This window comes from Pseudomonas sp. CP4 (assembly GCF_047758505.1).
Taxonomy (GTDB): domain Bacteria; phylum Pseudomonadota; class Gammaproteobacteria; order Pseudomonadales; family Pseudomonadaceae; genus Aquipseudomonas; species Aquipseudomonas fluorescens_AO.
Genome location: NZ_CP180489.1, coordinates 1,066,080 through 1,089,902 on the forward strand (window position 1 = coordinate 1,066,080; position 23,823 = coordinate 1,089,902).

The 23,823-nt window shown below is 57.7% G+C and carries 27 protein-coding genes and 1 tRNA gene; 8 read left to right on the top strand and 20 right to left on the bottom strand.

All coding sequences use genetic code 11. From position 1 onward, the window contains the following. Window positions 1-2: 2 nt before the first annotated feature. From pheT to thrS, 6 genes are all read right to left on the bottom strand, one after another. Window positions 3-2,381 carry a phenylalanine--tRNA ligase subunit beta gene (gene pheT, locus ACMYUN_RS04685; protein ID WP_415763104.1) on the bottom strand — a complete coding sequence of 793 codons (2,379 nt, stop codon included), beginning with the start codon at window positions 2,379-2,381 and terminating at the stop codon, window positions 3-5. A gap of 26 nt (window positions 2,382-2,407) precedes the next feature. Then, window positions 2,408-3,424, bottom strand: a complete 1,017-nt coding sequence (gene pheS / locus ACMYUN_RS04690; RefSeq protein WP_003226365.1) for a phenylalanine--tRNA ligase subunit alpha — start codon at window positions 3,422-3,424, stop codon at window positions 2,408-2,410. Window positions 3,425-3,533: 109 nt separating this feature from the next. Then, complete coding sequence (gene rplT, locus ACMYUN_RS04695; protein WP_002553161.1) at window positions 3,534-3,890, bottom strand: 50S ribosomal protein L20; 357 nt, start codon at window positions 3,888-3,890, stop codon at window positions 3,534-3,536. Between the two features lie 27 nt (window positions 3,891-3,917). Further along, window positions 3,918-4,112: a 50S ribosomal protein L35 gene (gene rpmI / locus ACMYUN_RS04700; protein ID WP_002553160.1), complete on the bottom strand. Its 195-nt coding sequence runs from the start codon at window positions 4,110-4,112 to the stop codon at window positions 3,918-3,920. Window positions 4,113-4,172: 60 nt separating this feature from the next. After that, the gene (gene infC / locus ACMYUN_RS04705) at window positions 4,173-4,724 is read right to left on the bottom strand and encodes a translation initiation factor IF-3 (protein ID WP_169432615.1); all 552 of its coding nucleotides are present in this window, start codon (window positions 4,722-4,724) and stop codon (window positions 4,173-4,175) included. Then, a complete protein-coding gene (thrS, locus tag ACMYUN_RS04710; RefSeq protein WP_039762094.1) occupies window positions 4,724-6,646 on the bottom strand; it encodes a threonine--tRNA ligase in 1,923 nt (640 codons plus the stop codon). Before thrS ends, infC begins: the two co-directional genes overlap by 1 nt. Before the next feature lie 369 nt (window positions 6,647-7,015). Here thrS and ACMYUN_RS04715 point away from each other — a divergent pair, with 369 nt between their 5' ends. Further along, window positions 7,016-7,318 carry a hypothetical protein gene (locus ACMYUN_RS04715; RefSeq protein ID WP_039762092.1) on the top strand — a complete coding sequence of 101 codons (303 nt, stop codon included), beginning with the start codon at window positions 7,016-7,018 and terminating at the stop codon, window positions 7,316-7,318. Window positions 7,319-7,608: 290 nt separating this feature from the next. Continuing rightward, a complete protein-coding gene (locus ACMYUN_RS04720; RefSeq protein ID WP_003179963.1) occupies window positions 7,609-7,821 on the top strand; it encodes a cold-shock protein in 213 nt (70 codons plus the stop codon). Window positions 7,822-7,884: 63 nt separating this feature from the next. Here ACMYUN_RS04720 and ACMYUN_RS04725 read toward each other — a convergent pair whose 3' ends face one another. Then, on the bottom strand, window positions 7,885-8,202 hold the full coding sequence (locus ACMYUN_RS04725) for an I78 family peptidase inhibitor (RefSeq protein WP_039762089.1): 318 nt from the start codon (window positions 8,200-8,202) through the stop codon (window positions 7,885-7,887). Between the two features lie 167 nt (window positions 8,203-8,369). Beyond that, entirely contained in the window at window positions 8,370-8,672 is a 303-nt protein-coding gene (locus ACMYUN_RS04730) for a hypothetical protein (protein ID WP_039762088.1), read from the bottom strand. A gap of 130 nt (window positions 8,673-8,802) precedes the next feature. On the opposite strand from ACMYUN_RS04730, the gene ACMYUN_RS04735 reads away from it, so the two are divergent. Then, window positions 8,803-9,003, top strand: coding sequence for a hypothetical protein (locus tag ACMYUN_RS04735; protein WP_039762086.1), 201 nt, complete (start codon window positions 8,803-8,805; stop codon window positions 9,001-9,003). A gap of 34 nt (window positions 9,004-9,037) precedes the next feature. Here ACMYUN_RS04735 and ACMYUN_RS04740 read toward each other — a convergent pair whose 3' ends face one another. From ACMYUN_RS04740 to ACMYUN_RS04775, 8 genes are all read right to left on the bottom strand, one after another. Further along, window positions 9,038-10,066, bottom strand: a complete 1,029-nt coding sequence (locus ACMYUN_RS04740; RefSeq protein ID WP_415763105.1) for a nucleoside hydrolase — start codon at window positions 10,064-10,066, stop codon at window positions 9,038-9,040. 31 nt (window positions 10,067-10,097) lie between these two features. Next, entirely contained in the window at window positions 10,098-10,502 is a 405-nt protein-coding gene (gene rbsD, locus ACMYUN_RS04745; protein ID WP_039762084.1) for a D-ribose pyranase, read from the bottom strand. After that, on the bottom strand, window positions 10,499-11,416 hold the full coding sequence (gene rbsK / locus ACMYUN_RS04750; protein WP_415763106.1) for a ribokinase: 918 nt from the start codon (window positions 11,414-11,416) through the stop codon (window positions 10,499-10,501). Before rbsK ends, rbsD begins: the two co-directional genes overlap by 4 nt. A 24-nt stretch (window positions 11,417-11,440) precedes the next feature. Further along, window positions 11,441-12,460 (bottom strand): LacI family DNA-binding transcriptional regulator, encoded by a 1,020-nt coding sequence (locus ACMYUN_RS04755; protein ID WP_039762082.1) that lies wholly within the window; start codon window positions 12,458-12,460, stop codon window positions 11,441-11,443. 3 nt (window positions 12,461-12,463) lie between these two features. Continuing rightward, window positions 12,464-13,441 carry an ABC transporter permease gene (locus ACMYUN_RS04760; RefSeq protein ID WP_415763107.1) on the bottom strand — a complete coding sequence of 326 codons (978 nt, stop codon included), beginning with the start codon at window positions 13,439-13,441 and terminating at the stop codon, window positions 12,464-12,466. Further along, window positions 13,438-14,991, bottom strand: a complete 1,554-nt coding sequence (locus ACMYUN_RS04765; protein ID WP_039762077.1) for a sugar ABC transporter ATP-binding protein — start codon at window positions 14,989-14,991, stop codon at window positions 13,438-13,440. The genes ACMYUN_RS04760 and ACMYUN_RS04765 overlap by 4 nt, the downstream gene beginning before the upstream one ends. A 55-nt stretch (window positions 14,992-15,046) precedes the next feature. Further along, complete coding sequence (locus ACMYUN_RS04770) at window positions 15,047-16,003, bottom strand: sugar ABC transporter substrate-binding protein (RefSeq protein WP_039762075.1); 957 nt, start codon at window positions 16,001-16,003, stop codon at window positions 15,047-15,049. Between the two features lie 198 nt (window positions 16,004-16,201). Next, window positions 16,202-16,648 (bottom strand): hypothetical protein, encoded by a 447-nt coding sequence (locus ACMYUN_RS04775; protein WP_039762074.1) that lies wholly within the window; start codon window positions 16,646-16,648, stop codon window positions 16,202-16,204. A 334-nt stretch (window positions 16,649-16,982) separates the two neighbouring features. On the opposite strand from ACMYUN_RS04775, the gene ACMYUN_RS04780 reads away from it, so the two are divergent. The 3 genes from ACMYUN_RS04780 to ACMYUN_RS04790 all read left to right on the top strand — a co-directional run bounded on the left by ACMYUN_RS04780 (window position 16,983) and on the right by ACMYUN_RS04790 (window position 19,231). After that, window positions 16,983-18,071, top strand: coding sequence for an asparaginase (locus ACMYUN_RS04780; RefSeq protein ID WP_039762072.1), 1,089 nt, complete (start codon window positions 16,983-16,985; stop codon window positions 18,069-18,071). A gap of 196 nt (window positions 18,072-18,267) precedes the next feature. Further along, window positions 18,268-18,537, top strand: a complete 270-nt coding sequence (locus tag ACMYUN_RS04785; RefSeq protein ID WP_016774035.1) for a DUF1654 domain-containing protein — start codon at window positions 18,268-18,270, stop codon at window positions 18,535-18,537. 4 nt (window positions 18,538-18,541) lie between these two features. Further along, window positions 18,542-19,231 carry an endonuclease gene (locus tag ACMYUN_RS04790; protein WP_024012402.1) on the top strand — a complete coding sequence of 230 codons (690 nt, stop codon included), beginning with the start codon at window positions 18,542-18,544 and terminating at the stop codon, window positions 19,229-19,231. Window positions 19,232-19,316: 85 nt separating this feature from the next. On the opposite strand, the gene ACMYUN_RS04795 is transcribed toward ACMYUN_RS04790, so the two are convergent. Then, complete coding sequence (locus ACMYUN_RS04795; protein WP_415763108.1) at window positions 19,317-19,682, bottom strand: SPOR domain-containing protein; 366 nt, start codon at window positions 19,680-19,682, stop codon at window positions 19,317-19,319. Window positions 19,683-19,932: 250 nt separating this feature from the next. Between ACMYUN_RS04795 and csrA the strand changes: the two genes are divergently transcribed. Beyond that, entirely contained in the window at window positions 19,933-20,127 is a 195-nt protein-coding gene (csrA, locus tag ACMYUN_RS04800) for a carbon storage regulator CsrA (protein WP_003179932.1), read from the top strand. Window positions 20,128-20,346: 219 nt separating this feature from the next. Here the strand turns inward: csrA and ACMYUN_RS04805 are convergent, their stop codons facing one another. Continuing rightward, the gene (locus ACMYUN_RS04805) at window positions 20,347-20,802 is read right to left on the bottom strand and encodes a DUF2214 family protein (protein ID WP_415763109.1); all 456 of its coding nucleotides are present in this window, start codon (window positions 20,800-20,802) and stop codon (window positions 20,347-20,349) included. Between the two features lie 462 nt (window positions 20,803-21,264). Continuing rightward, window positions 21,265-21,341 (bottom strand) — tRNA-Val (locus tag ACMYUN_RS04810). Between the two features lie 183 nt (window positions 21,342-21,524). Between ACMYUN_RS04810 and ACMYUN_RS04815 the strand changes: the two genes are divergently transcribed. Further along, complete coding sequence (locus ACMYUN_RS04815; RefSeq protein WP_415763110.1) at window positions 21,525-22,808, top strand: NAD(P)/FAD-dependent oxidoreductase; 1,284 nt, start codon at window positions 21,525-21,527, stop codon at window positions 22,806-22,808. A gap of 43 nt (window positions 22,809-22,851) precedes the next feature. Here ACMYUN_RS04815 and ACMYUN_RS04820 read toward each other — a convergent pair whose 3' ends face one another. Then, window positions 22,852-23,823, bottom strand: a complete 972-nt coding sequence (locus tag ACMYUN_RS04820; RefSeq protein ID WP_415763111.1) for an XdhC family protein — start codon at window positions 23,821-23,823, stop codon at window positions 22,852-22,854.

Genomic DNA, 23,823 nt, shown 5'->3' on the forward strand with positions numbered 1-23,823 from the left:
CGTCACTTCCTTAACGTGGCGTTCAACCTTTGTTCGAGCGAGGTGAGGATATTTTGCGTCGTCGAATTCACCTCATCGTCATTAAGAGTGCGCGATGGATGCTGCCAGGTCAAGCCGACTGCAAGGCTTTTTCTATCAGGATCAATACCTTTACCCTGATACACGTCAAACAGCCTGAGCTCTGTGAGCCATTCGCCTGCATTTTCACGGATTACGTCCAGCACCGCCGAGGCCGCGACGTCTTTATGTGCGATCAGTGCAAGGTCACGACGCACTTCAGGAAAGCGCGACAACTCGTGGAATTTCGGCATTTTACCGAGCGCCACTTCCGCCAGCACCAGCTCGAAGACGAACACCGGACGATCCAGACCCAGCGTTTTCGAGAGCTCAGGGTGAATGGCACCGATGAAGCCCACTTCACGACCCTCACGCTCTATGCGCGCGGTCTGACCTGGATGCAGCGCCGGGTGTTTACCCGGAGCAAAGGTGAACGAATCCAGGGCGCCAGCGAAACCCAGTACTGCTTCCACATCAGCCTTGACGTCGAAGAAGTCGACGGTATCGCGACCCTGCGCCCAGCCTTCCGGCAAGCGGCTGCCGCAGACAACCCCGGACAGCATTGGCTCTTGCTTCAAGCCGTCAAGCTGACCCACGAAACGCAGTCCGCTCTCGAACAGACGCACGCGATCCTGCTGACGGTTGAGGTTGTGCTGCAGCGCTTTGACCAGACCCGGCCACAGCGACGAACGCATGGCCGCCATGTCGTTGGAGATCGGATTGGCCAGCAACAGCGGCTCGACGCCCGGATTGAACAGTTCGAACTGACGAGGATCGATGAAGCTGTAAGTGATCGCTTCCTGATAACCACGAGCAACCAGCAGACGACGCAGCTCAGGCAGATCACTACGCGCTTCGGCTTTGGCTTGTGGCGCCAGACGCGCTTGCGGGTAGCGAACCGGCAGACGGTTGTAACCGTAAAGACGAGCCAGCTCTTCGATCAGGTCGACTTCCAGACTGATATCGAAGCGGTGGCTTGGCACTTCAACGCGCCACTGCCCTTCCCCTTCAGCGGTAATGTTCAGGCCCAGGGCGCTGAGCAGTCGCTCGACCTGAGCCGAATCCATTTCCATGCCGAGCATCTGAGTGATGCGCTGGGCACGCAAGGTGATCGGCGCAATCGACGGCAGATGTTGCTCGCTGACAGTTTCGATAACCGGACCAGCTTCGCCACCGGTGATTTCCAGCAGCAGGCCAGTGGCGCGCTCCATGGCTTCACGGGCCAACTGCCAGTCAACGCCACGCTCGTAGCGATGCGAAGCGTCGGTGTGCAAGCCGTAAGAACGCGCCTTACCGGCAACAGCGATCTGATCGAAGAACGCAGATTCAAGGAACACATCGCGCGTGGTCGCGGAAACACCGCTGTGCTCGCCACCCATGACGCCGGCGATCGCCAGTGCACGAGTGTGGTCGGCGATGACCAGCGTATCGCTACGCAGGCTGACTTCCTGACCATCGAGCAGAACCAGCTTCTCGCCCTCTTCAGCCATCCGCACACGAACGCCGCCATTGATTTCGGCAAGATCGAAAGCGTGCAGCGGCTGACCCAGCTCGAGCATCACGTAGTTGGTGATGTCGACCGCAGCGTCGATGCTGCGCACGTCGGCGCGGCGCAGACGTTCAACCATCCACAGCGGCGTAGGCTTGGACAGGTCGACGTTACGGATGACCCGGCCCAGATAACGTGGGCAGGCTGCGGGCGCCAGCACCTCGACCGAACGCACTTCGTCGTGTACCGCTGCAACCGCAGCCACTACAGGGCGAGTCACCGGCACGGCGTACAGGGCGCCGACTTCCCGGGCCAGACCGGCCAGGGACAGGCAGTCGCCACGGTTCGGGGTCAGGTCAACCTCGATGCTGGCGTCTTCCAGATCCAGATACACGCGGAAATCTTCGCCCACCGGCGCATCGGCCGGCAGCTCCATCAGACCGTCGTTGCCTTCACCGACTTGCAACTCGGCTTGCGAGCACAGCATGCCGTTCGACTCGACGCCGCGCAGCTTGGCCTTCTTGATCTTGAAGTCGCCCGGCAGTTCCGCGCCGATCATGGCGAACGGAATCTTCAGGCCCGGGCGCACGTTTGGCGCTCCGCACACGACCTGGAAAGTTTCCGTACCATTGCTGACCTGGCACACGCGCAATTTGTCGGCGTCCGGATGCTGCTCGGTGCTCAGCACCTCACCCACCACCACACCACTGAATACACCGGCGGCCGGCGTAACGCTATCGACCTCAAGACCGGCCATCGACAGACGAGCAACCAGCTCATCGCGATCTACCTGCGGGCTAACCCAGCCGCGCAGCCATTGTTCACTGAATTTCATCCTGCTCTCCTAAGAATTCGTTACGACTAGCGAAATTGCGCAAGGAACCGCAAGTCGTTGTCGAAGAACAGACGCAAGTCATTCACGCCGTAACGGAGCATGGCCAGACGCTCGACGCCCATGCCGAAGGCAAAGCCGGAGAACTCCTCCGGGTCGATGCCGGACATGCGCAGCACGTTCGGGTGAACCATGCCGCAGCCCATCACTTCTAGCCAGCCAGTCTGCTTGCAGACACGGCAGCCTTTGCCGCTGCACATCACGCATTCCATATCGACTTCGGCGGATGGCTCGGTGAACGGGAAGTACGAAGGACGGAAACGCACGGCCAGTTCTTTCTCGAAGAACACCCGCAGGAATTCTTCGATGGTGCCTTTGAGATCGGCAAAATTGATATCGCGATCGACCAGCAGGCCTTCGACCTGGTGGAACATCGGCGAGTGGGTGATATCGGAGTCGCTGCGATACACGCGGCCTGGGCAGACGATGCGGATCGGCGGCTGCTTCGATTCCATGGTGCGGACCTGTACCGGCGAGGTATGGGTGCGCAGCAACATGTTGGCATTGAAATAGAAGGTGTCATGCATCGACCGGGCCGGGTGATGGCCTGGGATGTTGAGCGCTTCAAAGTTGTGATAGTCGTCCTCGACCTCAGGGCCTTCGGCGATGCCGTAGCCAATGCGGGTGAAGAACTGCTCGACGCGCTCCAGAGTCCGGGTGACCGGATGCAGGCCGCCAGAGGTCTGGCCACGGCCCGGCAATGTCACGTCAATGGATTCGGCAGACAGTTTGGCAGCCAGCTCGGCTTCTTCAAACAATGCCATGCGCGCATTGAGAACGCCTGTAACACGCTCCTTGGCAACGTTGATCAGCGCGCCGACTTGCGGACGCTCTTCTGCCGGCAGATTCCCCAGGGTCTTCATCACCTGAGTCAATTCGCCCTTCTTGCCAAGGTATTGAACCCGGATTTGCTCCAGGGCATTGATATCTTCAGCGCTTTGCACAGCCTCTAGTGCTTGAGAGACCAGCGCATCCAGGTTTTCCATGTACAGACTCCAGATACAAAATAGGGGAAGAGCTTGAAGGCTCTTCCCCTATTTATGACGTTTAACACCTGGCCCCACAGAGGTGAGGCCGGGTGACTGTCGGGGGTACTTAAGCCAAGGTGGCTTTAGCTTTCTCGACAATCGCAGCAAACGCCGCTTTTTCGTTCACTGCCAGATCAGCCAGAACCTTACGGTCGATCTCGATGGACGCTTTTTTCAGGCCAGCGATGAAACGGCTGTAGGACAGACCGTTAACACGAGCACCAGCGTTGATACGAGCGATCCACAGAGCGCGGAACTGACGTTTTTTCTGACGACGGTCACGGTAGGCGTATTGGCCTGCCTTGATTACCGCTTGCTTGGCAACACGGAATACGCGGGAGCGTGCGCCGTAGTAGCCTTTAGCAAGTTTCAGAATTTTTTTGTGACGCTTACGGGCAATGACGCCACGCTTTACACGAGCCATGAGTTACTTCCTCTATTCTTGACTAAATTAACGAAGGCGCAGCATGCGCTCGACTTTTGCCACGTCAGACGGATGCAGCAAGCTGCTACCGCGCAGTTGACGCTTACGCTTGGTCGACATTTTAGTCAGGATGTGGCTCTTGAAAGCGTGCTTGTGCTTGATGCCGTTAGCAGTTTTCAGAAACCGCTTGGCAGCACCACTTTTGGTTTTCATTTTTGGCATGTTCGGATACTCCGCATTCAGTTGATAAACATAATCAGAAGGCCTGCCGTGCCCTGTTGATTACTTCTTCTTTTTCGGGGCGATGACCATGATCAGCTGGCGTCCTTCCATCTTAGGATGCTGTTCGACCGAACCGTACTCAAGCAGGTCTTGTTCAACCCGCTTGAGGAGTTCCATCCCCAGCTCCTGGTGGGCCATCTCACGGCCGCGGAATCGCAAGGATACCTTGGCCCTGTCCCCGTCACTCAGGAAACGTACCAGGTTGCGCAGTTTTACCTGGTAATCCCCTTCCTCCGTCCCTGGACGAAACTTGATTTCTTTAACCTGAATCTGCTTCTGGTTTTTCTTCGCCGCGGCAATCTGCTTCTTCTTTTCGAAGATCGACTTACCGTAGTCCATCACCCGGCAAACAGGTGGGACTGCATCTGCGGAAATTTCCACCAGATCAAGCTTTGCTTCTTCAGCGATACGAAGCGCTTCATCAATCGAGACGATGCCAATCTGCTCGCCATCAGCGCCAATTAACCGAACCTCGCGTGCCGAGATATTCTCGTTGATCGGGGCTTTCGGTGCAGCTCGTTTATCTTGTCTCATTTCACGCTTAATAATAATTACTCCGAATCTGGGCGACCACGCCGGGAAACCGCTTGCGCGAGAAACTCAGCGAACTGGGCGACGGGCATCGAGCCCAGGTCAGCACCTTCACGAGTACGCACAGCGACAGTCTGCATCTCGACTTCCTTATCTCCGATAACCAAAAGATAGGGAACCTTGAGCAAAGTATGCTCGCGGATTTTAAAGCCGATCTTTTCATTTCTCAAGTCGGACTTGGCACGAAATCCGCTTTCGTTGAGAGTTTTTTCAACCTCTGCAACAAAATCTGCCTGTTTATCAGTGATATTCATGATCACCGCCTGGGTCGGCGCTAGCCACGCAGGGAACGCACCTTCGTAGTGCTCGATCAGAATCCCGACGAAACGCTCGAACGAACCGAGGATCGCACGGTGCAACATCACAGGGTGTTTGCGGCTGTTGTCTTCAGAGACGTATTCAGCGCCCAAACGGACAGGCAGGTTAAAATCGAGCTGCAAGGTACCACACTGCCAGACGCGACCGAGACAATCTTTCAGCGAGAACTCGATCTTCGGCCCGTAGAAGGCACCCTCGCCCGGCTGCAGATCGTACGGCAGGCCAGCAGAATCAAGGGCTGCAGCCAATGCTGCTTCAGCGCGATCCCAGAGTTCATCGGAGCCGACGCGTTTTTCCGGACGAGTGGACAGTTTCATCTCGACTTCGGTAAAGCCGAAATCGCGATAGACATCCATGGTCAGCTTGATGAACGCAGCGGACTCGGCCTGCATCTGCTCTTCGGTGCAGAAGATGTGCGCGTCGTCCTGAGTGAACGCTCGCACGCGCATGATGCCGTGCAGCGCACCCGACGGCTCGTTACGGTGGCACGCACCGAACTCGGCCAGACGCATCGGCAGCTCGCGGTAGCTCTTCAGGCCCTGATTGAACACCTGCACGTGACACGGGCAGTTCATCGGCTTGATGGCGTAGTCGCGGTTTTCCGATTGAGTGGTGAACATGTTGTCGGCGTAGTTGGCCCAGTGCCCGGACTTTTCCCACAGGCTGCGGTCGACAACTTGAGGAGTCTTGATCTCAAGATAGCCGTTGTCGCGCTGGATCTTGCGCATGTACTGCTCGAGCACCTGGTAAAGCGTCCAGCCGTTCGGGTGCCAGAACACCATGCCCGGGGATTCCTCCTGGGTGTGGAACAGGCCCAGGCGCTTGCCGATCTTGCGGTGATCGCGCTTCTCGGCTTCTTCGATGCGCTGGATGTACGCCGCCAGCTGCTTCTTGTCAGCCCAGGCGGTGCCGTAAACGCGCTGCAATTGCTCGTTCTTGGCGTCGCCGCGCCAGTAGGCGCCCGACAGCTTGGTCAGCTTGAAGGATTTCAGAAAGCGTGTGTTCGGCACGTGCGGGCCGCGGCACATGTCGACATATTCTTCGTGATAGTACAGACCCATGGTCTGCTCGTTCGGCATGTCTTCGACAAGGCGCAGCTTGTAGTCTTCACCGCGAGCCTTGAACACTTCGATCACTTCAGCGCGCGGAGTGACTTTCTTGATGACATCGTAATCTTTCTCGATCAGCTGCTGCATGCGCTGTTCGATGGCCGCCATGTCTTCCGGCGTGAAAGGACGCTCATAGGCGATGTCGTAATAGAAGCCTTCGTCGATGACCGGGCCGATGACCATCTTCGCGGTCGGGTACAGCTGTTTGACCGCGTGGCCAACCAGGTGCGCGCAAGAGTGGCGAATGATCTCCAGCCCCTCTTCATCCTTTGGCGTAATGATTTGAAGGGTCGCGTCGCTGCTGATGATGTCGCTGGCGTCGACCAGTTGGCCATTGACCTTGCCGGCGAGTGTGGCCTTGGCCAGACCTGCACCAATGGATGCGGCCACCTCGGCTACGGAAACCGGGTGATCGAATGAACGTTGACTGCCGTCGGGAAGAGTAATAGTTGGCATGGCGCCTCCTCTCCTAGTGGTGACCCCTACCAAAGGTCACGTGGGTTGGGATGAGCCAGTACAAGATCCGATCCAGGCCATTCAATGACGAACGCCTGCCTTACAGCGGCAGGAGCCTTGCGGCCAACCGGAAAACCGAACCAGAGTGACTGGGATTCAAATCGAAAAATTCGCACGCCGACCGCTTCGGGACTGAAGGTCATCCTAAGCCTGAGAACGCTTGAGCCCGGCATGCTAGCACAGATGAGCGGTCGCCCACGCCTTGATTTGGCAGAAGGCGAAATGTCCGTTTTTATGCCAGAGTGCTGAACTTGATCGGCCCTCGCGCCCTCAGATAACAAGACATTGACCCACAAGGAGCATCCTCGCATGCGTCTGAAAAGCTTATTCGCCCTCGTCGCCCCCGTCGTTCTGCTTTTGCCACTGAGCGCCCATGCCGACTGGCCAAAAGGCGAGCGCGAGAAGTACATGGCCCAGTGCACTCAGGCTGCGACCCAGCAAATCGGTGCTGCCGCGGCGAAATCCCACTGTGCTTGCGGTGCCGACGCTATCAAGTCCTATCCGGCCAGCGATATTCAGGCACTGATGGACAACAAGGCGACTCCTGAACTGCAACAGAAAGCCCTCGGCCAGATCGCCAAATGCAAGGCAAATCCTCCGGCGAAAAAATAATAAAACCGCGCATTCTGGTCGGCTGAAAGGCGGAAAAAAGTGCTGGAAATGAAGCTTTTCAGACGATTTATGCAGGTTTTACAGGTTTTTTTATCGTCTTTACGTTTCGCTGCAAGCCTTTCAAACCGGGGCTTTCAGCAGAAACAGGCGGTAAAGAAAACACGACTGATTGGCAAACAGCACGTCCGGGGGGCTCCCAAAGCGAACATTTCGACTATGATACCCGGGTGTGCCCAGTTGGCCTGAGCAGCACAGTACTACTGAAAATATATGTTTCTTGGAGATACACCATGTCTAATCGCCAAACCGGCACCGTTAAATGGTTCAACGATGAAAAAGGCTTCGGCTTCATCACTCCTCAAGGTGGCGGTGACGACCTGTTCGTACACTTCAAAGCTATCGAAAGCGACGGTTTCAAAAGCCTGAAAGAAGGCCAGACTGTTTCCTTCGTGGCTGAGAAAGGCCAAAAGGGTATGCAAGCTGCACAAGTTCGCCCAGAGTAATTTCTCGGCGCACTAAAAAAACCCCGTCCTGGTGACGGGGTTTTTTATGCCTGAAAAAAAGACTTAGCCGCAGTTGACGCGGGTGACCACCAGGTTGTTGTCGGTGTTCAGGTTCAGGCGGTCGGAGCGGTATTCCAGGGTGATCATGTCGTTCGGCTTGAGGAAGCGCGCATTTTGCGCCCCAGCCTTGGCACGTGCCTGATCCAGCAATTCAGGGGATGCCTTCTTGCCGATGGCGAATTGCGCTGCCGATGCTTCGCAGCGGCTGTTTCCCGATTCAGCAGCCACGGGTTCCTTTGCCGACTCGCTGGAGGTTGTGCTGCAACCAGCCAACAGCGTAGCGGCCATCAGTGCACCCAGTGTCGCGAACTTCAAAGGCATGAAGCCTCCTTGTTTTCAAATGTTTAAGCAGAGATCGTGCGACCGCCAATGCGGCGTTTGGTTTCAAGGCGCAAGCCATGCCCTGCCCCACGAGCGGAAAAATGCCGAGTGTGCCTGAGCTGCGCGCGGCGACTCAGCAAACAATCGTGACTGAATATTAACGACGCTCAATAAACGTCGATGTAGTCATACGGCGGATTCGGCCAGTTGTCCCTGAGGGCGTTGAAAATCTGCGTCACCCAGACTTCATCGCTGGCTGCGACGTTGCCTACATAGCCCGAGCCCTTTGCCCAGGTTTCCAGGCGAAACCGCAGACCGTCAATATCCTGCCCGCCGGTCACGGTGGACAGATAGGCGATGCCATCTTTGCTCACGCGCAACTGGTTGTGTACGTCGTCACTGGCCGAGGCGAGCAATTGGCGCACTGCTTCGAGCGTGAGGCCGTCAGGGCTATTCAGATCGATTTGCACAACAAGGTCCTTGGAAGCCGGAAAAGACCAAGTGTCGCATAGCGCCCCGCTCATGCCTAAGTCGCAGTGCCAAACACCGCGCAAAATGGTTAACTCGAAAAACCGACATCCTGACCTTTCGAGCCTTCTCATGACCAGCCTCAGCATCGACGCCGACATCAAAGCCAAATGGGCGGACGGCCACAGCTCTTACAGCCCCGGCACGACGGAGGAGCTGGCGCTGATCGGCATTGATCTATTGGTCAAGGAGCTGGGAATCGAGGCGGCGCAGCAATTCATCAACCAGGTATTCGAACGCTACCGCATCGTAGCGGCCGAACACACGCAGTGAAAACCCGCAGGCAGTGACCTGCGGATCAGAGGGCTTATTTAAGGCGTTTCAGGCGCTCGGTCAGCAAATCGAAGAAACCCTGCGCGTCGCCATTTTCAACCCAGAATGCATTTTTCGGCGCTTTCAAACCGTCGTACCAGTCAACGATGGTCTGACCAAATGTCGGCCCTTCCCGGCTGTCCACCACGACGTTGACTGCCCGACCGGTGAACAGCTCAGGCTTGAGCAGATACGCCACAACAGTCGCGTCATGCACCGGGCCACCGGGAATGCCGTAATGCTCCATATCGCCCTTGATGTATTCGTTGAGAATGTCGCCGACGATCTTGCTGGCATTGTTGTTCAGCGCGGCAATCTGCTTCAGGCGCGCGTCACTGGTCAAAATCTTGTGGGTCACATCGAGCGGCAGATAGGTGAGTTTCACCCCGCTCTTGAGCACCACCTCGGCAGCCTGCGGATCAGCGAACAGGTTGAATTCAGCCACAGGGGTGATGTTGCCACCGTTGAAATGCGCCCCGCCCATGATCACCACTTCCTTGATGCCCTGAACGATCTCCGGCTCTTGGATCAACGCCAGCGCCAGGTTGGTCTGCGGGCCGAGCATGGCGATGGTGACGCTGTGCGGTTTGGCCGATTTAAGCGTGTCGATCAGATAATTGACCGCATTTCCTTTCGCCAGGCCTTTCTTCGGCTCGTGGACCGTCACGCCCGACAAGCCTTCCTTGCCATGAATATTCTCGGCGTAGATCGGCGTACGCATCAGCGGTTTCGGCGCACCGGCGTAAACCGGTACATCTTCGCGCCCTGCCCATTCGCGAGCCAGCCGTGCGTTACGCGAAGTCTTGTCCAGGCGCACGTTGCCGGCAACGGTGGTCAGGGCACGGATGTTCAATTCATCCGGCGACGCCAGAGCGAAGAGCAAGGCGACCACGTCGTCAGCGCCGGGATCGGTATCGATGATCAAGTCGATCTTTTCCGCCGCCTGGGCGCCGGTCGCAGTTATCACGGACAAAAGCAGCAGGCTCCGGATCAGTTGGTGAATTTTCTCAGCATAGCGTTGCATGGCGCATTCCTTGTGCAGGTGAAATCGGAAATCAGAATGTAACCCCGGCGACCAGAACGATGTTGCAGTACGGCTGACATTCTCCTGTACGAATGATCGCCCTGGCCTGTCGGCTAAGCACCTTGAACTGCTCGTGGGTGAGCAGATCCCTACGGCCCAGCGCGCCCTCTTCGTTCATCGCGTCCAGATCGGCCAGCGCGGAGGGCCGCTTATCGAAGATCTCTCTGGCCAGCACATGGCTTTCTACCTGCATTTCGCTGAGCACGACTTTCAGGGTGCTGACGAAGTCAGGGATACCATGGGTCAGCGCCAGATCGATCAACTCGACGCCCGGCGGCACCGGCAAACCGGCGTCGCCAATCACCACCATGTCACCGTGGCCAAGAGACGCGATCAGTCGCGACAGCGCGACGTTAAGCAAAGGAGTCTTTTTCATGCGGGTCTGAACGCCTGTACTTCGGACATGGTTGGAATCGACGGTTGCGCACCGGCGCGGGTAACCGACAGTGCAGCGGCGACCTGACCGTAGCGAATCGCCTCGGCCTCGGACTTGCCGCTGGCCAGGGCTGCGGCGAAACCACCAACAAACGTGTCGCCTGCCGCCGTGGTATCGACCGCCTTCACGGTCGGCGCGGGGAAATGTTCGAAGCCTTTGCCATCGGCGAACAACGAGCCCTGCGCGCCCAAGGTGACGATGACTTTGCTGGCGCCCATGGCAATCAATTGGTTGGCAGCCGTTTCTGCCGACTGCAGCGAGTCGACCGCGATCCCGCTCAATGCGGCCGCTTCGCTCTCGTTGGGAATCAGATAATCGATCGCCGCGAACCAGTCTGCCGGCAAAGGACGGCTGGCCGGGGCCGGGTTGAGGATGACGGTTTTACCCAGTTCACGCGCACGCTTGAGCGCATGACCGACTGTCGCATCGGGAATCTCGAGCTGACAGATCACCACATCGGCGGCTTGCAAAACCGCATCAAAACGGTCAATAACTGCTTCCGTCATTGCGCCGTTGGCACCGGCGACAATGACGATGGCGTTCTGGCTGTGGTCATCCACCACAATCAGCGCCACGCCACTGGAATCCTCGACGACACTGACAGCCTGGCAGTCGATGTGCTCGGCGAGCAAGGCATCGCGCAATCGCACACCGTAGTCGTCATTTCCGACGCAACCGAGCATCGCCACCTGCGCGCCCAGACGAGCAGCGGCAACCGCCTGATTGGCGCCCTTGCCTCCCGACACGGTGGCAAAGGAATGTCCGATCAGCGTTTCACCGCCGCGCGGCAGCCTTGGCGCCCGGGTGACCAGGTCCATGTTCAGACTGCCTATTACCACTACATTTGCTGGCATACATCACTACTCATCAATTCGGTTTCAGCGATATTCGGTGAACACGCCGGACAGCGGCGCGGTCGATTCGCGCAGGACAATGCTCGGGGTCACGATGCGTTGATCGGTGCCGGAATCCGGCACAGCAATCCTGCGCAACAGCACCTCGGCGGCCATCTCGCCCAATTGCAGGATCGACTGGCCGACCGTGGTCAGCGCCGGATAGACATAACGGCTCATCTGAATGTCATCGAAGCCGATCACCGACAATTCGGCCGGCACTCGCACGTTACGTTCGGCCGCCGCACGCAGCACACCGATACCAATCATGTCGTTGCCAGCAAAAATCGCACTCGGCGGATTGCTTTCAAGCAAGCGGGCAGCGGCGTTGTAACCTCCGGTGCTGGTGAAGTCGCTTTCCAGCATGCGCTCTTCGCGCACTTCTATTCCTGCCTCTTGCAGCGCTCGGCAATAACCGGCCTGACGCATTTGCGCCACGCTGGTACTGGCCGGGCCTCCAATCGTGGCGATGTCGCGATGACCCAACTCGAGCAGGTGACGGGTTGCCAGATAAGCGCCGTATTCGTGGTCAATGCGCACCAGATCGGCATTCACACCCTCCAGGCCGCGGTCGACAATGACCATCGGCGTTTTCACACCCGCCAGCCCTTCGGCCAGACCACTGTCACCACCAGCGGAGGCAACGATCAAACCGTCGATGCGTTTTTCCAGCAACACGCGTAGATAACTGCGCTGCTTGTCCGGATTGTCGTCGGAGTTGCAGAGGATCACGCAGTAGCCGTTACGCTCGCAGTAATCCTCGATTCCCCGCGCCAGTTCGGCGAAGTACGGGTTGAGACTGTTCGGTACCAGCAAACCGATGGTCGCGGTGGTCTTGGCTTTCAGCGAGCGCGCCACGGCACTGGGCACGTAGTCGAGACTCTTGATCGCCGCCTCGACTTTGCGCCGCACTTCCTGACTGACCGGACGGGTATTGTTCACCACGTGCGACACGGTCGTGTAGGAAATGCCCGCGAGCGCCGCTACATCCTTGATCGTTGCCATGGTTCAGCCCCGGCGACTGGCGCGTTGACTGCGATAGGTGTCGAGCACCACAGCGATAACGATTACCGCACCGGTGATGATGCGCTTGGTCGGCTCCGTCGCACCAATCTGCGCGAGTCCGGCCGCGAGCACGGAAATGATCAACACGCCGAAGAACGTACTGATCACCGAACCGCGCCCGCCCATCAGGCTGGTGCCGCCGATAACCACCGCTGCGATCACTTGCAGTTCCAGGCCAGAGCCTGCGTTCGGGTCAGCCGCTTCCAGACGCGAAATCTGAAACAGCGCGGCAACGCCCGCCAGCAAACCCATAAGGCTGAACACCAGAATCTTGTAGGGTTTGGGATTGATCCCGGCCAGACGCACCGCCTCTTCGTTGGTACCGATGCCGATCAGGTAGCGGCCGAAAACAGTGCGGGTCAAAACTGCCTGCGCGATAAAGATCACCAGCAAAGCAATGATGAACGACGGGGAAATGCCGAACGCGATCGGATTCGACAGCCAGGCAAACGCATCGCCAATGTAAGCAGTGCGCGACCCGGTCATCTGATAGGCCAAGCCACGGGCCATTTCCAGCACGCCGAGGGAGACGATGAACGATGGAATCCGCCAGGCCACGGTGATCGAGCCGGTAATAGTGCCGGCCAGAGCCGCCACCGCCATGCCGAGCAACGCCGCTGGCAAAACGCTCCAGCCCCAGCCGAGAATCGCAACGCTGACTGTTGACGCGGCCAGGGCCAGCACCGAGCCGACCGAAAGGTCGATGCCGCCGATGATCAACACAAAGGTCATGCCCACCGCCAGCACCATCAGGTCGGGAATCTGGTTGGCCAGGGTGCTGAAAGTGTTGTACGAGAGGAAGTGGCTGCTCAGAACCGAGAACAGCGCAATCATCGCCAGCAAGGCACCGGCCAGACCGAGATAAGTACCCAGGCCGAAGAAATTGCCACTACGTTTACTGGCAGGAGATGCAGTTTTCATGGGAGATCCCTAGGCGCCGCTTCATTGAGCAACGCATCACGTTTTTGGTAGCCGGCGAATGCGGCGGCAAGCAAATCATCCTGGGTCCAGCTGTCGCGCTCGAAAGTGTCGATCAGGCGCCCTGCCGAAAGCACGCCGATCCGGTCACAGATCAGCATCAACTCGCGCAAGTCACTGGACACCACCACCAACGCCTTGCCCTGCCGGGTCAATTCGCCGAGCAGACCATAGATGTCGAACTTGGCGCCGACATCGATTCCGCGAGTAGGCTCGTCGAACAGCAGTACCGAACAGTCGCGCTCCAGCCAGCGGCCGATCACGACCTTCTGCTGATTGCCGCCGGACAGTTCCGAGACCAATTGCGTCGGGCTCGAACTGCGGATGCGCATGGCCTCGATCTGACGCTGCGCCAGGGAAATTTCGTCGCCGTTGTTGACGAAGCCGCCACTGGAGATTTCCGGCATGTTGCCCAAGGCGATATTGGCGCTGATCGACTGACTGAGCAGCAGCCCTTCGCCCTTGCGATCCTCGGTGATCAACGCGATGCCATTGCGTACGGCATCGACAGGCGAGCGAACACTCACGACTTTGGCCGGCGAGCCAAGCGCGATGGTGCCGCTGTCGGCGGCATCGGCACCGAAGATCAGCCGCAGCAACTCTGTGCGCCCTGCCCCGATCAATCCGGAAATGCCGAAAATCTCCCCGGCACGCACTTCGAAGGAGACGTCGCGGACTTTGTCCGAACGCGTCAGGCCTTTGACCGTCAACGCCGGAGCGCCGATCTTGCGCGGCCCCATATCGATGTGTTCGCCCAATTCGCGACCGACCATCAAGGTGACCAGTTGCTCGCTGTTGTAGTTGGCCATCGGCTCGACGCAGACCAGATTGCCGTCACGCAGCACAGCAATACGCTGGGCCACCCGCGCCAGTTCTTCGAGGCGATGGGAAATATAAATGATGGAAACACCACGGGCCTGCAATCGGGTGATCTGCTCGAAGAGCATTTCGACTTCGCGCGCCGTGAGCATCGCGGTCGGCTCATCAAGGATCAGCACGTGGCAATCGCCAATCAGGTTGCGCGCGATTTCGACCATCTGTTGATGACCGATACCCAACTCGCCAACCAGTGTGTCCGGGTCGATCGCATCGAGGCCGACCTGCGCCATGGCTTCGATCGCCGCCTTGCGCAACTGCTTGCGACTGATCCAGCCAGCGCTGCTCGGCAGATTATCCAGAAACAGGTTTTCCGCCACCGACAGCGTCGGCAACAGATTGAGTTCTTGCATGACCATGCGCACGCCAAGCTCTTCAGCCTGGGTACGGCTGCCCGGACGATAGTCCTTGCCGTGGAATTGCATCTGGCCGGTGGTCGGCGTGACCAGACCACCAATGATCTTTGACAGGGTACTTTTGCCGGCACCATTTTCGCCGGTCAGCGCCAGTACTTCACCGCGCATCAGCGTCAGATCGATGCCAGTGAGCACCGGTTGCGCATAGGTCTTGCCGATACCGCTGACCGAGAGGACAGCGTTCGGGGCGGAAACTGACATAGAAATCTCCATGCGCTCGCCCGGACGGACGAGCGCCGTTGTGTCGCCAGATGACTTACTGGGTGACCAGCTCGACCGGTGTTTCGATTACGCCGTTGGCACCGCTGTCGACTTTCTCGCCCTTGATGATCTTCAATGCGGTTTCGATGCCGAACACTGCTTGTTTCGCAGCAAACTGGTCAGCTGTCGCCAGCACGCGGCCGTCCTTGAGCATCGGCTTGATCGCATTGATGTTGTCGTAACCGACGACTTTTACCTGCCCTGCCTTGCCGGCAGCACGGACTGCGGAAACGGCGCCGACCGCCATGCTGTCGTTACCGGCCAGCAGCGCTTTGACGTCCGGGTATTCACTGAGGATCGAAGCGGCAACCTTGTTGCCCTTGTCGATTTCCCAGTCACCGGATTGCAGCGAGACTACTTTGATCTGTGCAGCGTCCATCGCGTCCTTGAAACCGGCCGTGCGTGCCTGCGCGTTGGTGGTGGTGGACACGCCTTCGATGATGCCGACCTGGTCGCCCGCCTTGAGTTGCTTGGCGAGGTATTCGCCGACCAGACGAGCACCCTTGCGGTTGTCCGGACCTACGAACGGGACGTTGATGTTTTTGCTTTTGACCACGGCAGGATCGAGCTGGTTATCAATGTTGATCACCGTGATACCGGCGTCTACGGCCTTCTTGATCACTGGCACCATGGCTTTGGAGTCTGAAGGTGCGATCACGAGCGCGTTCACCTTGGCCAGGATCATTTGTTCGACGATGCGGGTCTGCCCGGCGGTGTCGGTTTCGTCTTTGATACCGTTGGAAATCAGATCGAAATCGGCGGAGTGTTCTTTCTGGTAGGCCTTGGCGCCGTCTTCCATGGTCAGGAAGAATTCGTTGGCCAAAGATTTCATGACCAGCGCGACTTTGGGTTTTTCTGCGGATTCGGCGAACGCCGAGGAGACGGGTAGTGCGGCGGCTGTGGCAGCCAGCATAGCGACAGCAAGAAGACGTGCGGCGAAGGGCAGCTTCATGGGTTCACTCCGATCTTATGATTATTGTGAGCAACGTTTGCGCTGACGTAAGCTACGTCACAGCTCCGGGAGAAAATGCCCTTCCAAGCCGCGCAAACGTTTGCGTAGACCGAACTATGAGAATCCCGCCGACATTTGTCAACAATCACAAATCGTCATCTGTTGTAGGGCGAATCGCTGACTCGCCCAAACGACAGATCAAGCAGTGGTGTTGACCAGCCCACCACTGGCGCCCTTGGACATTTCCTTGACCAGCGCGCCCGCGACTTCGGTCATTGCCGCGCTGGTCTGCGCGATCTGTCCCTGGATGGACATGATCGCCTGGGACTTGGCTTCTGGAGTTGGATAGCTCGCAGCCTGCGCTGCTGCCAATTGCTGTTGCTGTTCCTGAAGCTGCTTCTGCAACTCCTGCATGCGCTTGAGCAACGTCTTGACCGTGACGCTCTGATTGCCGCCGCTCTCGGCCTTGCTGTCTTCCTGAACAGGACCGCCACCGGTTCTGACCTGATTTGTTTCGGTTTTCTCGGTACCCAGCGCCTGCGCCGATGCCTCATTGGTCGCGTCGTTCAGGGTGTTGATCGTCGCTGCAGTTTTACCGCCAATGGTGACTGCAGCGGGATTGGCAAAACCGACCGTCAGTGACATGTGAACTCCTAAGATTTGGTTTCCTTGAGGACGCATCGGCCCGGGCGCGCATTTCTTTAGCGGGTATTTGCTATTCAGCAGGCGTTTAGCGGTTGCCCATCGGTGAGCCGAACACGAATCCGTCCGTTGTTCGGAATACCGGATGGAACGGTCTGCAAGAATGTTCTGACTCCAGACAAATGTTGATTTAAATCATCGAGTTAAACATTTTCCGCAGGCACATTACGCATGGTATGAATCCTGCTCCCTTCGTTGCACCTCAAGCATTCAGATCGGCTTGGGGCGCATCTAGATGAACCTGCATCAGCACCGTCTACGACTAGAGAGAAAAATAATGAAATCTGCTTTCAATACCTTGGTTCCGGGCGCATTGGCCCTCCTCCTGCTCCTGCCCACCGCCCTTCAGGCAAAAGAAGTCGAAACCCAGACCAAACTGGCCAACGTCGTTGTACTGGCAACGGGCGGCACCATCGCCGGCGCCGGGGCAAGTGCTGCCAACAGTGCCACCTATCAAGCGGCCAAGGTCGGCATCGAACAACTGATCGCCGGCATTCCCGAGCTGAGCAAACTGGCCAACGTGCGTGGCGAGCAAGTCATGCAGATCGCTTCGGAAAGCATCACTAATGACAACCTGCTGCAATTGGGTCGTCGAGTTTCCGAGCTGGCAGACAGCAAGGACGTCGATGGTATCGTCATTACCCACGGTACAGACACACTGGAAGAAACCGCGTACTTCCTGAACCTGGTTGAAAAGACCGACAAGCCAATCATCGTCGTCGGCTCGATGCGTCCGGGCACTGCCATGTCGGCAGACGGCATGCTTAATCTGTACAACGCCGTCGCCGTGGCGAGCAGCAAAGAAGCGCACGGCAAAGGCGTGCTGGTGACCATGAACGACGAGATCCAGTCCGGTCGCGACGTCAGCAAAATGATCAACATCAAGACCGAAGCGTTCAAAAGCGCCTGGGGTCCGCTGGGCATGGTCGTCGAAGGCAAATCCTACTGGTTCCGCCTGCCGGCCAAGCGTCACACCATGGATTCGGAATTCGACATCAAGAACATCAAGAGTCTGCCTGATGTAGAAATCGCCTACTCTTACGGCAACGTCAGCGATACCGCCTACAAGGCGTTGGCGCAATCCGGTGCCAAGGCGATCATCCACGCCGGCACTGGCAACGGCTCGGTGTCTTCGCGTGTGGTCCCGTCCCTGCAAGCCCTGCGCAAGGATGGCGTGCAGATCATTCGTTCGTCCCACGTCAACGCCGGTGGCTTTGTCCTGCGTAACGCCGAACAGCCTGACGATAAATACGACTGGGTTGTCGCTCACGACCTGAACCCGCAAAAAGCCCGCATCCTGGCGATGGTCGCGTTGACCAAGACCAACGACAGCAAAGAACTGCAGCGGATGTTCTGGGAATATTGATTGACCTTCGCCTGATCAGTTCTCGATCGGGCATTGCGCACCACCTGTCAGCTTGGCAGGTGGTGCCCCGCTGACACCCTTCAAGCATTTTTCCCACAAAAAACTTGCCGAGTCCTACACCAAAATCGGAAACTCGCTGTCAGAGGATTTTCTTGAATTTTAAGCAGTTGCGAAATCGCTTACAGTTAAATACTGTATGCACGTACAGCTTAATAAGGATAACCTCGTGGCCACCTCTCCTGCTGCTCCTGACGCTTACGAACGCATGGGTATGCGCGTTCAGAAAATCATCAATTCCCCCACCGCACAAAAAGCCAAAGCCGCACTGATTTTCCGTTTGCCGGATGAGCCAATGGACGACTGGGAGCGCTTGCTCGAGGAAATCGACGAGAACGACAACGTTACCCTCGCTTATCGCGATGACGGTGGCGTGCAGATTTTTTGGGTTGTGCCGAAGGAAGATTGATTCAATGAGTGTCCGCTGTGTTGCTTTGCTGTTGTTGTTTTTCGCCATGGGCGCCCAGGCTGGCGCCCCACGAACCTTTTCGGAAGCCAAGAAAGCCGCGTGGAAACTTTACGCACCGCAGTCCACCGAGTTTTATTGCGGCTGCAAGTACACCGGTAACAAGGTCGATCTGAAGGCTTGCGGTTATGTGCCGCGCAAGAACGCCAAACGCGCATCGAGAATCGAATGGGAGCACATCGTGCCGGCCTGGCAGATCGGTCACCAGCGACAGTGCTGGCAACAAGGCGGACGCAAGAATTGCACCCGCTACGATCCGGTGTATCAAAAGGCCGAAGCTGATTTGCACAACCTGGTGCCGAGCATTGGCGAGGTCAACGGTGACCGCAGCAACTTCAGCTACGGCTGGTTGCCGGTACAATCGGGCCAGTACGGTTCCTGCCTGACGCAGGTCGATTTCAAAGCGAAGAAGGTCATGCCCCGTCCTTCGATTCGCGGCATGATCGCCCGCACGTATTTTTATATGAGCAAACAATACGGACTGCGCCTATCGAAGCAGGATCGGCAGTTGTACGAGGCGTGGGACAAGACCTATCCGGTGCAGGACTGGGAGCGTCAGCGTAATCAAAGCGTGGCGTGCGTGATGGGACGAGGCAATGAGTTTGTCGGCTCGGTAAATCTGAAAGCCTGCGGTTGATTGCAGCACAAATAGAAAGGCCTCGAGCGCTATGCTCGAGGCCTTTTTCATGTCCGGCGTTCAACCTGCGTTGAAGGCGCTTCGTTTATGGCGTAAGCGGATGCTCAATCACCACTGACTCAATGTTCTGTTTTTTGGCTTTTACCAACGCCGCATCAACCTGCACCTTGCGCGCCTCAGCCTCGGCCTGCGAGTTGAAAGGACCGATCAGAATGCGTGTTTTACCGTTGCCGTCCTTGACGACCGTCGGAACGAAAGCGTGCTCGATCAACCAGCCGCTCAGGTCACTGACTGCCTGAGGCGTTTCGCCACGCACTTCCAGATCCCACTGTGGCGCAGCGGCCGCCGGCGTTGCCGCGACCTTCGTCTCAGGCTTCGGCGCATCTACATTCTTGCCTTCACCGCAGCCTGCCAATGCCAGTGCCGCTACCAGCCAAACCAATTTGCGCACAACGCTTTCCTCGGAATTCGTAAAGCGGCGATCTTATCATTCATAAATACTTCGCGAGCCCCGCAAAATGGGCGCAAAACAACGAGAATGATGATTGCAGCCTCTGTATAGTTACGCCCTGGGAATTAATGCCGCATCTGCGCGTCAGAAAGAGGCACCCAAACCGTGAGACTTCGCACTAATCTATAGATACCACCGACCTCTGCACTGTCTGAATCAGGTGCCCTACAAAGCAATCAAGGAGAAGACCATGCTGATACTCACCCGCAAAGTCGGTGAAAGCATAAACATTGGTGATGACATCACGATCACCATCCTCGGAGTCAGCGGCCAACAGGTTCGCATCGGCATCAACGCTCCGAAAAACGTGGCAGTGCATCGTGAAGAAATTTACCAACGCATCCAGGCCGGCCTGACCGCTCCGGACAAGCCGCAAACCCCCTGAGCCACACCGCCTCACGTAGCCAGTCGTTTTGCCGTCGCGCAAGACTGGCTAAAGATTCACGCGCCGTTTAGCCATCCGCATTTCACCCCGCTGGGCACGGCGCCTGAAGCATGCTGACTCCCTTCACTTGCCCCTCCCTCCTTTCTTGCGCCGATATTACCTTTCACTCCTGGAGCTGGCTGTCGGACGTTTCCGATAGAGCGCGGAGAATCCCGCCTTCTAAGCGAATATCACGCCACGCGCCATGCCTGTCGCCGCGACCATTATCATGATCAGCAGCAGCGCTTCAACATGACTGATTCGCGCGTACAATTTCGCACGTCCGCTATCAAGCGCTACCCCGCGCGATGATGCGATGCGCCATTTGATCAGTGTGATCATGGGCGCAAGCTCTATCAGCAGGATCAGCACAAACAACGTCATCTTCAGATGAAACAGCGGCTGATGCAGGTAATAGTCAGAGCCTTTCTCGTAACCACCGAACGCACGCATCGCTCCGGTGATAAGCAGCGTCAAGGCTGAAAGCCCCCACAAGTTATCCGCGAGCAGAACGCGCTTGACCTCTCCCGTGCCCGCCGAGAGCTGGCTGAGCGCTGTGCCGCGCGTCAGCACCGCCCAGAAAGCCAAGGCAAACGCGAATAGATGAACAGCCGCAAGGATCCACTGGCTCAGCATCGAAGTGCCCCCTTATAAGGAGATGAAAATCAGCTGACAGTAGTAGACGAAATAACGGCGCTTCGCGCGCGGGTGAAGGGGAACCGATGCCAAACGCCAAATCGCAGGCAAAAAAAATCCCAAGCAGCTGATGGAAGCTTGGGATTTAAAAATGCATAAACCGTGGTGGTGAACGCGGGACGGATGTTACTTAAATTCCCAACTTGCAACAAGGCTTTTTCGATAACTGGTTGGAGAAAAAGCGCTGTAAACCTTTGGATATTCAGGTGTTTTCAACAACGAAATGGAAGAAGAACGCACCAAAATGGCGCTTGATCATTTTGCGCAAACAGTAATGAATGGAGAGCTGGTCAGAGCGAAGCGGAAATGACCGGGAACAAGCGCTGCGCAAATCGCAGACAACAAAAAAGGGCCCACCTTTCGGTGAGCCCTTCTAGACCGCCCAGCAGAGCGGATTTTGTTTGGTAGGCGCGATTGGACTCGAACCAACGACCCCCACCATGTCAAGGTGGTGCTCTAACCAACTGAGCTACGTGCCTGCTGTGAGGCGGCATTCTACGGAATTCCGGAGGGGTGTCAACACCTTTTTTTCACCTAACCCTATGAATATGCAAAATATTTAATTTCGGCTCAGCGACGAAGATTTTCCGGTGGCTGGCGGAGGTTTTTCAACTCGGGTAGGATCGACGCACTCGTAAAATATATTAAACAGAGGCGGCAGGATGGCGAACACCCAATACCCAGAGTCTTATTACGCTGCGTCGGCCAATGCCGTGCCGCCACGTCCTGTGCTGCAGGACGATGTGGAGACGGACGTCTGTGTGATCGGCGCCGGGTATACCGGGCTTTCCTCTGCTTTGTTCCTGCTGGAAAACGGCTTCCGCGTGACGGTACTGGAAGCGGCCAAAGTCGGTTTTGGCGCCTCGGGCCGAAACGGTGGGCAGATCGTCAACAGTTATAGCCGCGACATCGATGTCATCGAACGCACCGTCGGCCCCAAGCAGGCGCAACTGCTCGGTGAAATGGCCTTTGAAGGCGGCCGGATCATTCGCGAGCGTGTGACCAGATACAACATCCCGTGCGACCTGAAAGACGGCGGTGTATTCGCCGCCCTCTCCGCCAAACAAATGGGGCATCTGGAATCGCAAAAGCGCCTTTGGGAGCGCTTCGGCCACACCCAACTTGAACTGATGGATCAACGCCGCATCCGTGAAGTGGTGGGTTGCGATCAATACGTCGGTGGCATGCTCGATATGAGCGGCGGACACATCCATCCGCTGAACCTGGCGCTCGGCGAAGCGGCGGCAGTCGAATCTCTCGGCGGCACTATCTATGAGCAATCACCTGCCGTGCGCATTGAGCGCGGTGCCAATCCGGTTGTGCATACACCGCAAGGCAAGGTCAGGGCCAGGTTCATCATCGTCGCCGGCAACGCCTACCTCGGTAATCTGGTGCCGGAACTGGCGGCCAAATCAATGCCGTGCGGCACTCAAGTGATCACTACCGAGCCACTGGGCGATGAGCTGGCGAAGGCGCTATTGCCGCAGGATTACTGCGTGGAGGACTGCAACTATCTCCTCGACTACTACCGCCTCACCGCCGACAAGCGCTTGATCTTCGGCGGCGGCGTGGTTTATGGCGCTCGCGATCCGGCGAACATCGAAGCGATCATCCGCCCGAAGATGCTCAAGGCGTTCCCGCAACTCAAGGACGTGAAGATCGACTACGCCTGGACCGGCAACTTCCTGCTGACCCTGTCGCGCTTGCCGCAGGTCGGGCGCCTGGGCGACAACATCTATTACTCGCAGGGCTGCAGCGGTCACGGCGTCACCTACACGCACCTGGCGGGCAAGGTCCTCGCCGAAGCGTTGCGCGGTCAGGCCGAGCGCTTCGATGCCTTTGCCGACCTGCCGCACTATCCCTTCCCCGGCGGGCAATTGCTGCGCACACCGTTTGCCGCGCTGGGCGCCTGGTATTACGGACTGCGCGATAAATTCGGGATGTAAAAAAGGGCCGCAAATCGCGGCCCTCTTCATTTCTGCATAAAGGTCAGAGCTGATCCCGGGCGATCCCGCTACGAATCCGCAGGATATCCGCCAGTACAGCCAGCGCAATTTCCGCCGGCGTCTTGCTGCCAAGGTTAAGACCGATCGGCGCATGAATTCGCGCCAGCTCCGCCTCGACCAGACCGCCAATGCGGCGCAAGCGCTCGAAGCGCTTTTGCGACGTCTGCTGCGATCCCATCACACCTATGTAAAACGCCTCGGTGCGCACCGCTTCCATCATCGCCAGATCGTCGATACGCGGATCGTGGGTCAGCGCCACCACTGCTGTGTCGCGATGGCAGCCACCGTCGGCAATGAACACCGAAGGCAACTGCCGACGGATTTCCACGCCATTGAGCACCACACCTTCAAGCACTTCATCGCGCGGATCGCAGAGAATCACTTCAAAGCCAAGCCCCACCGCGAACTCGGCACAGGCCTGCGCCACACTGGAGTAGCCAGCGAGCAACAAGCGCTGCGCCGCGCCGATACGGATGCGCACCCGATCGATCTCACGCTCGATCCGCGCGCCCTGCTCGCGATCAGCGAACAGAGCGCGCGCACCGCTGGCCAGATCGACTTCGCGAAGCAGACGACGCTGCCCCAGCAGCGCCGACTCCAGTTCACGCAGATGCGCCTGCACCGCGCAGTCGGCGTCAAGTTTCTCCACCAACACATCGAGAATGCCGCCACAAGGCAGGCTGACCCGCGAACGCGGATCATCGCCTTCGCCATAACGCACGACGCCGACCGCTTCGAGAAACGCACCTTCGGCGACGCGCTGAAGAAAATCCTCCTCGACGCAACCGCCGGACAGCGAGCCGATCCACTGCCCGCCTTCATTCACCGCGAGCAGCGAACCCGGCGCGCGCGGTGCCGAGCCGTAGGTGGCCAGCACGGTGCTCAGCCAGATGCGCTGCCCGGCCACCGACCATTCCAGCGCCCGACGCACCACTTGCAGATCGAGATGCTGCAT

Coding starts and splice junctions, on each gene's coding strand:
- csrA (WP_003179932.1), top strand. CDS start 19,933: ATGCTGATACTCACCCGCAAAGTCGGTGAAAGCATAAACATTGGTGAT.
- ACMYUN_RS04815 (WP_415763110.1), top strand. CDS start 21,525: ATGGCGAACACCCAATACCCAGAGTCTTATTACGCTGCGTCGGCCAAT.
- ACMYUN_RS04770 (WP_039762075.1), bottom strand. CDS start 16,003: ATGAAGCTGCCCTTCGCCGCACGTCTTCTTGCTGTCGCTATGCTGGCT.
- ACMYUN_RS04805 (WP_415763109.1), bottom strand. CDS start 20,802: ATGCTGAGCCAGTGGATCCTTGCGGCTGTTCATCTATTCGCGTTTGCC.
- ACMYUN_RS04735 (WP_039762086.1), top strand. CDS start 8,803: ATGACCAGCCTCAGCATCGACGCCGACATCAAAGCCAAATGGGCGGAC.
- ACMYUN_RS04760 (WP_415763107.1), bottom strand. CDS start 13,441: ATGAAAACTGCATCTCCTGCCAGTAAACGTAGTGGCAATTTCTTCGGC.
- rpmI (WP_002553160.1), bottom strand. CDS start 4,112: ATGCCAAAAATGAAAACCAAAAGTGGTGCTGCCAAGCGGTTTCTGAAA.
- pheS (WP_003226365.1), bottom strand. CDS start 3,424: ATGGAAAACCTGGATGCGCTGGTCTCTCAAGCACTAGAGGCTGTGCAA.
- ACMYUN_RS04780 (WP_039762072.1), top strand. CDS start 16,983: ATGAAATCTGCTTTCAATACCTTGGTTCCGGGCGCATTGGCCCTCCTC.
- ACMYUN_RS04755 (WP_039762082.1), bottom strand. CDS start 12,460: ATGGCAACGATCAAGGATGTAGCGGCGCTCGCGGGCATTTCCTACACG.
- ACMYUN_RS04790 (WP_024012402.1), top strand. CDS start 18,542: ATGAGTGTCCGCTGTGTTGCTTTGCTGTTGTTGTTTTTCGCCATGGGC.
- pheT (WP_415763104.1), bottom strand. CDS start 2,381: ATGAAATTCAGTGAACAATGGCTGCGCGGCTGGGTTAGCCCGCAGGTA.
- ACMYUN_RS04740 (WP_415763105.1), bottom strand. CDS start 10,066: ATGCAACGCTATGCTGAGAAAATTCACCAACTGATCCGGAGCCTGCTG.
- thrS (WP_039762094.1), bottom strand. CDS start 6,646: ATGCCAACTATTACTCTTCCCGACGGCAGTCAACGTTCATTCGATCAC.
- rbsD (WP_039762084.1), bottom strand. CDS start 10,502: ATGAAAAAGACTCCTTTGCTTAACGTCGCGCTGTCGCGACTGATCGCG.
- ACMYUN_RS04775 (WP_039762074.1), bottom strand. CDS start 16,648: ATGTCACTGACGGTCGGTTTTGCCAATCCCGCTGCAGTCACCATTGGC.
- rbsK (WP_415763106.1), bottom strand. CDS start 11,416: ATGCCAGCAAATGTAGTGGTAATAGGCAGTCTGAACATGGACCTGGTC.
- ACMYUN_RS04715 (WP_039762092.1), top strand. CDS start 7,016: ATGCGTCTGAAAAGCTTATTCGCCCTCGTCGCCCCCGTCGTTCTGCTT.
- ACMYUN_RS04765 (WP_039762077.1), bottom strand. CDS start 14,991: ATGTCAGTTTCCGCCCCGAACGCTGTCCTCTCGGTCAGCGGTATCGGC.
- ACMYUN_RS04725 (WP_039762089.1), bottom strand. CDS start 8,202: ATGCCTTTGAAGTTCGCGACACTGGGTGCACTGATGGCCGCTACGCTG.
- ACMYUN_RS04720 (WP_003179963.1), top strand. CDS start 7,609: ATGTCTAATCGCCAAACCGGCACCGTTAAATGGTTCAACGATGAAAAA.
- rplT (WP_002553161.1), bottom strand. CDS start 3,890: ATGGCTCGTGTAAAGCGTGGCGTCATTGCCCGTAAGCGTCACAAAAAA.
- ACMYUN_RS04820 (WP_415763111.1), bottom strand. CDS start 23,823: ATGCAGCATCTCGATCTGCAAGTGGTGCGTCGGGCGCTGGAATGGTCG.
- ACMYUN_RS04785 (WP_016774035.1), top strand. CDS start 18,268: ATGCACGTACAGCTTAATAAGGATAACCTCGTGGCCACCTCTCCTGCT.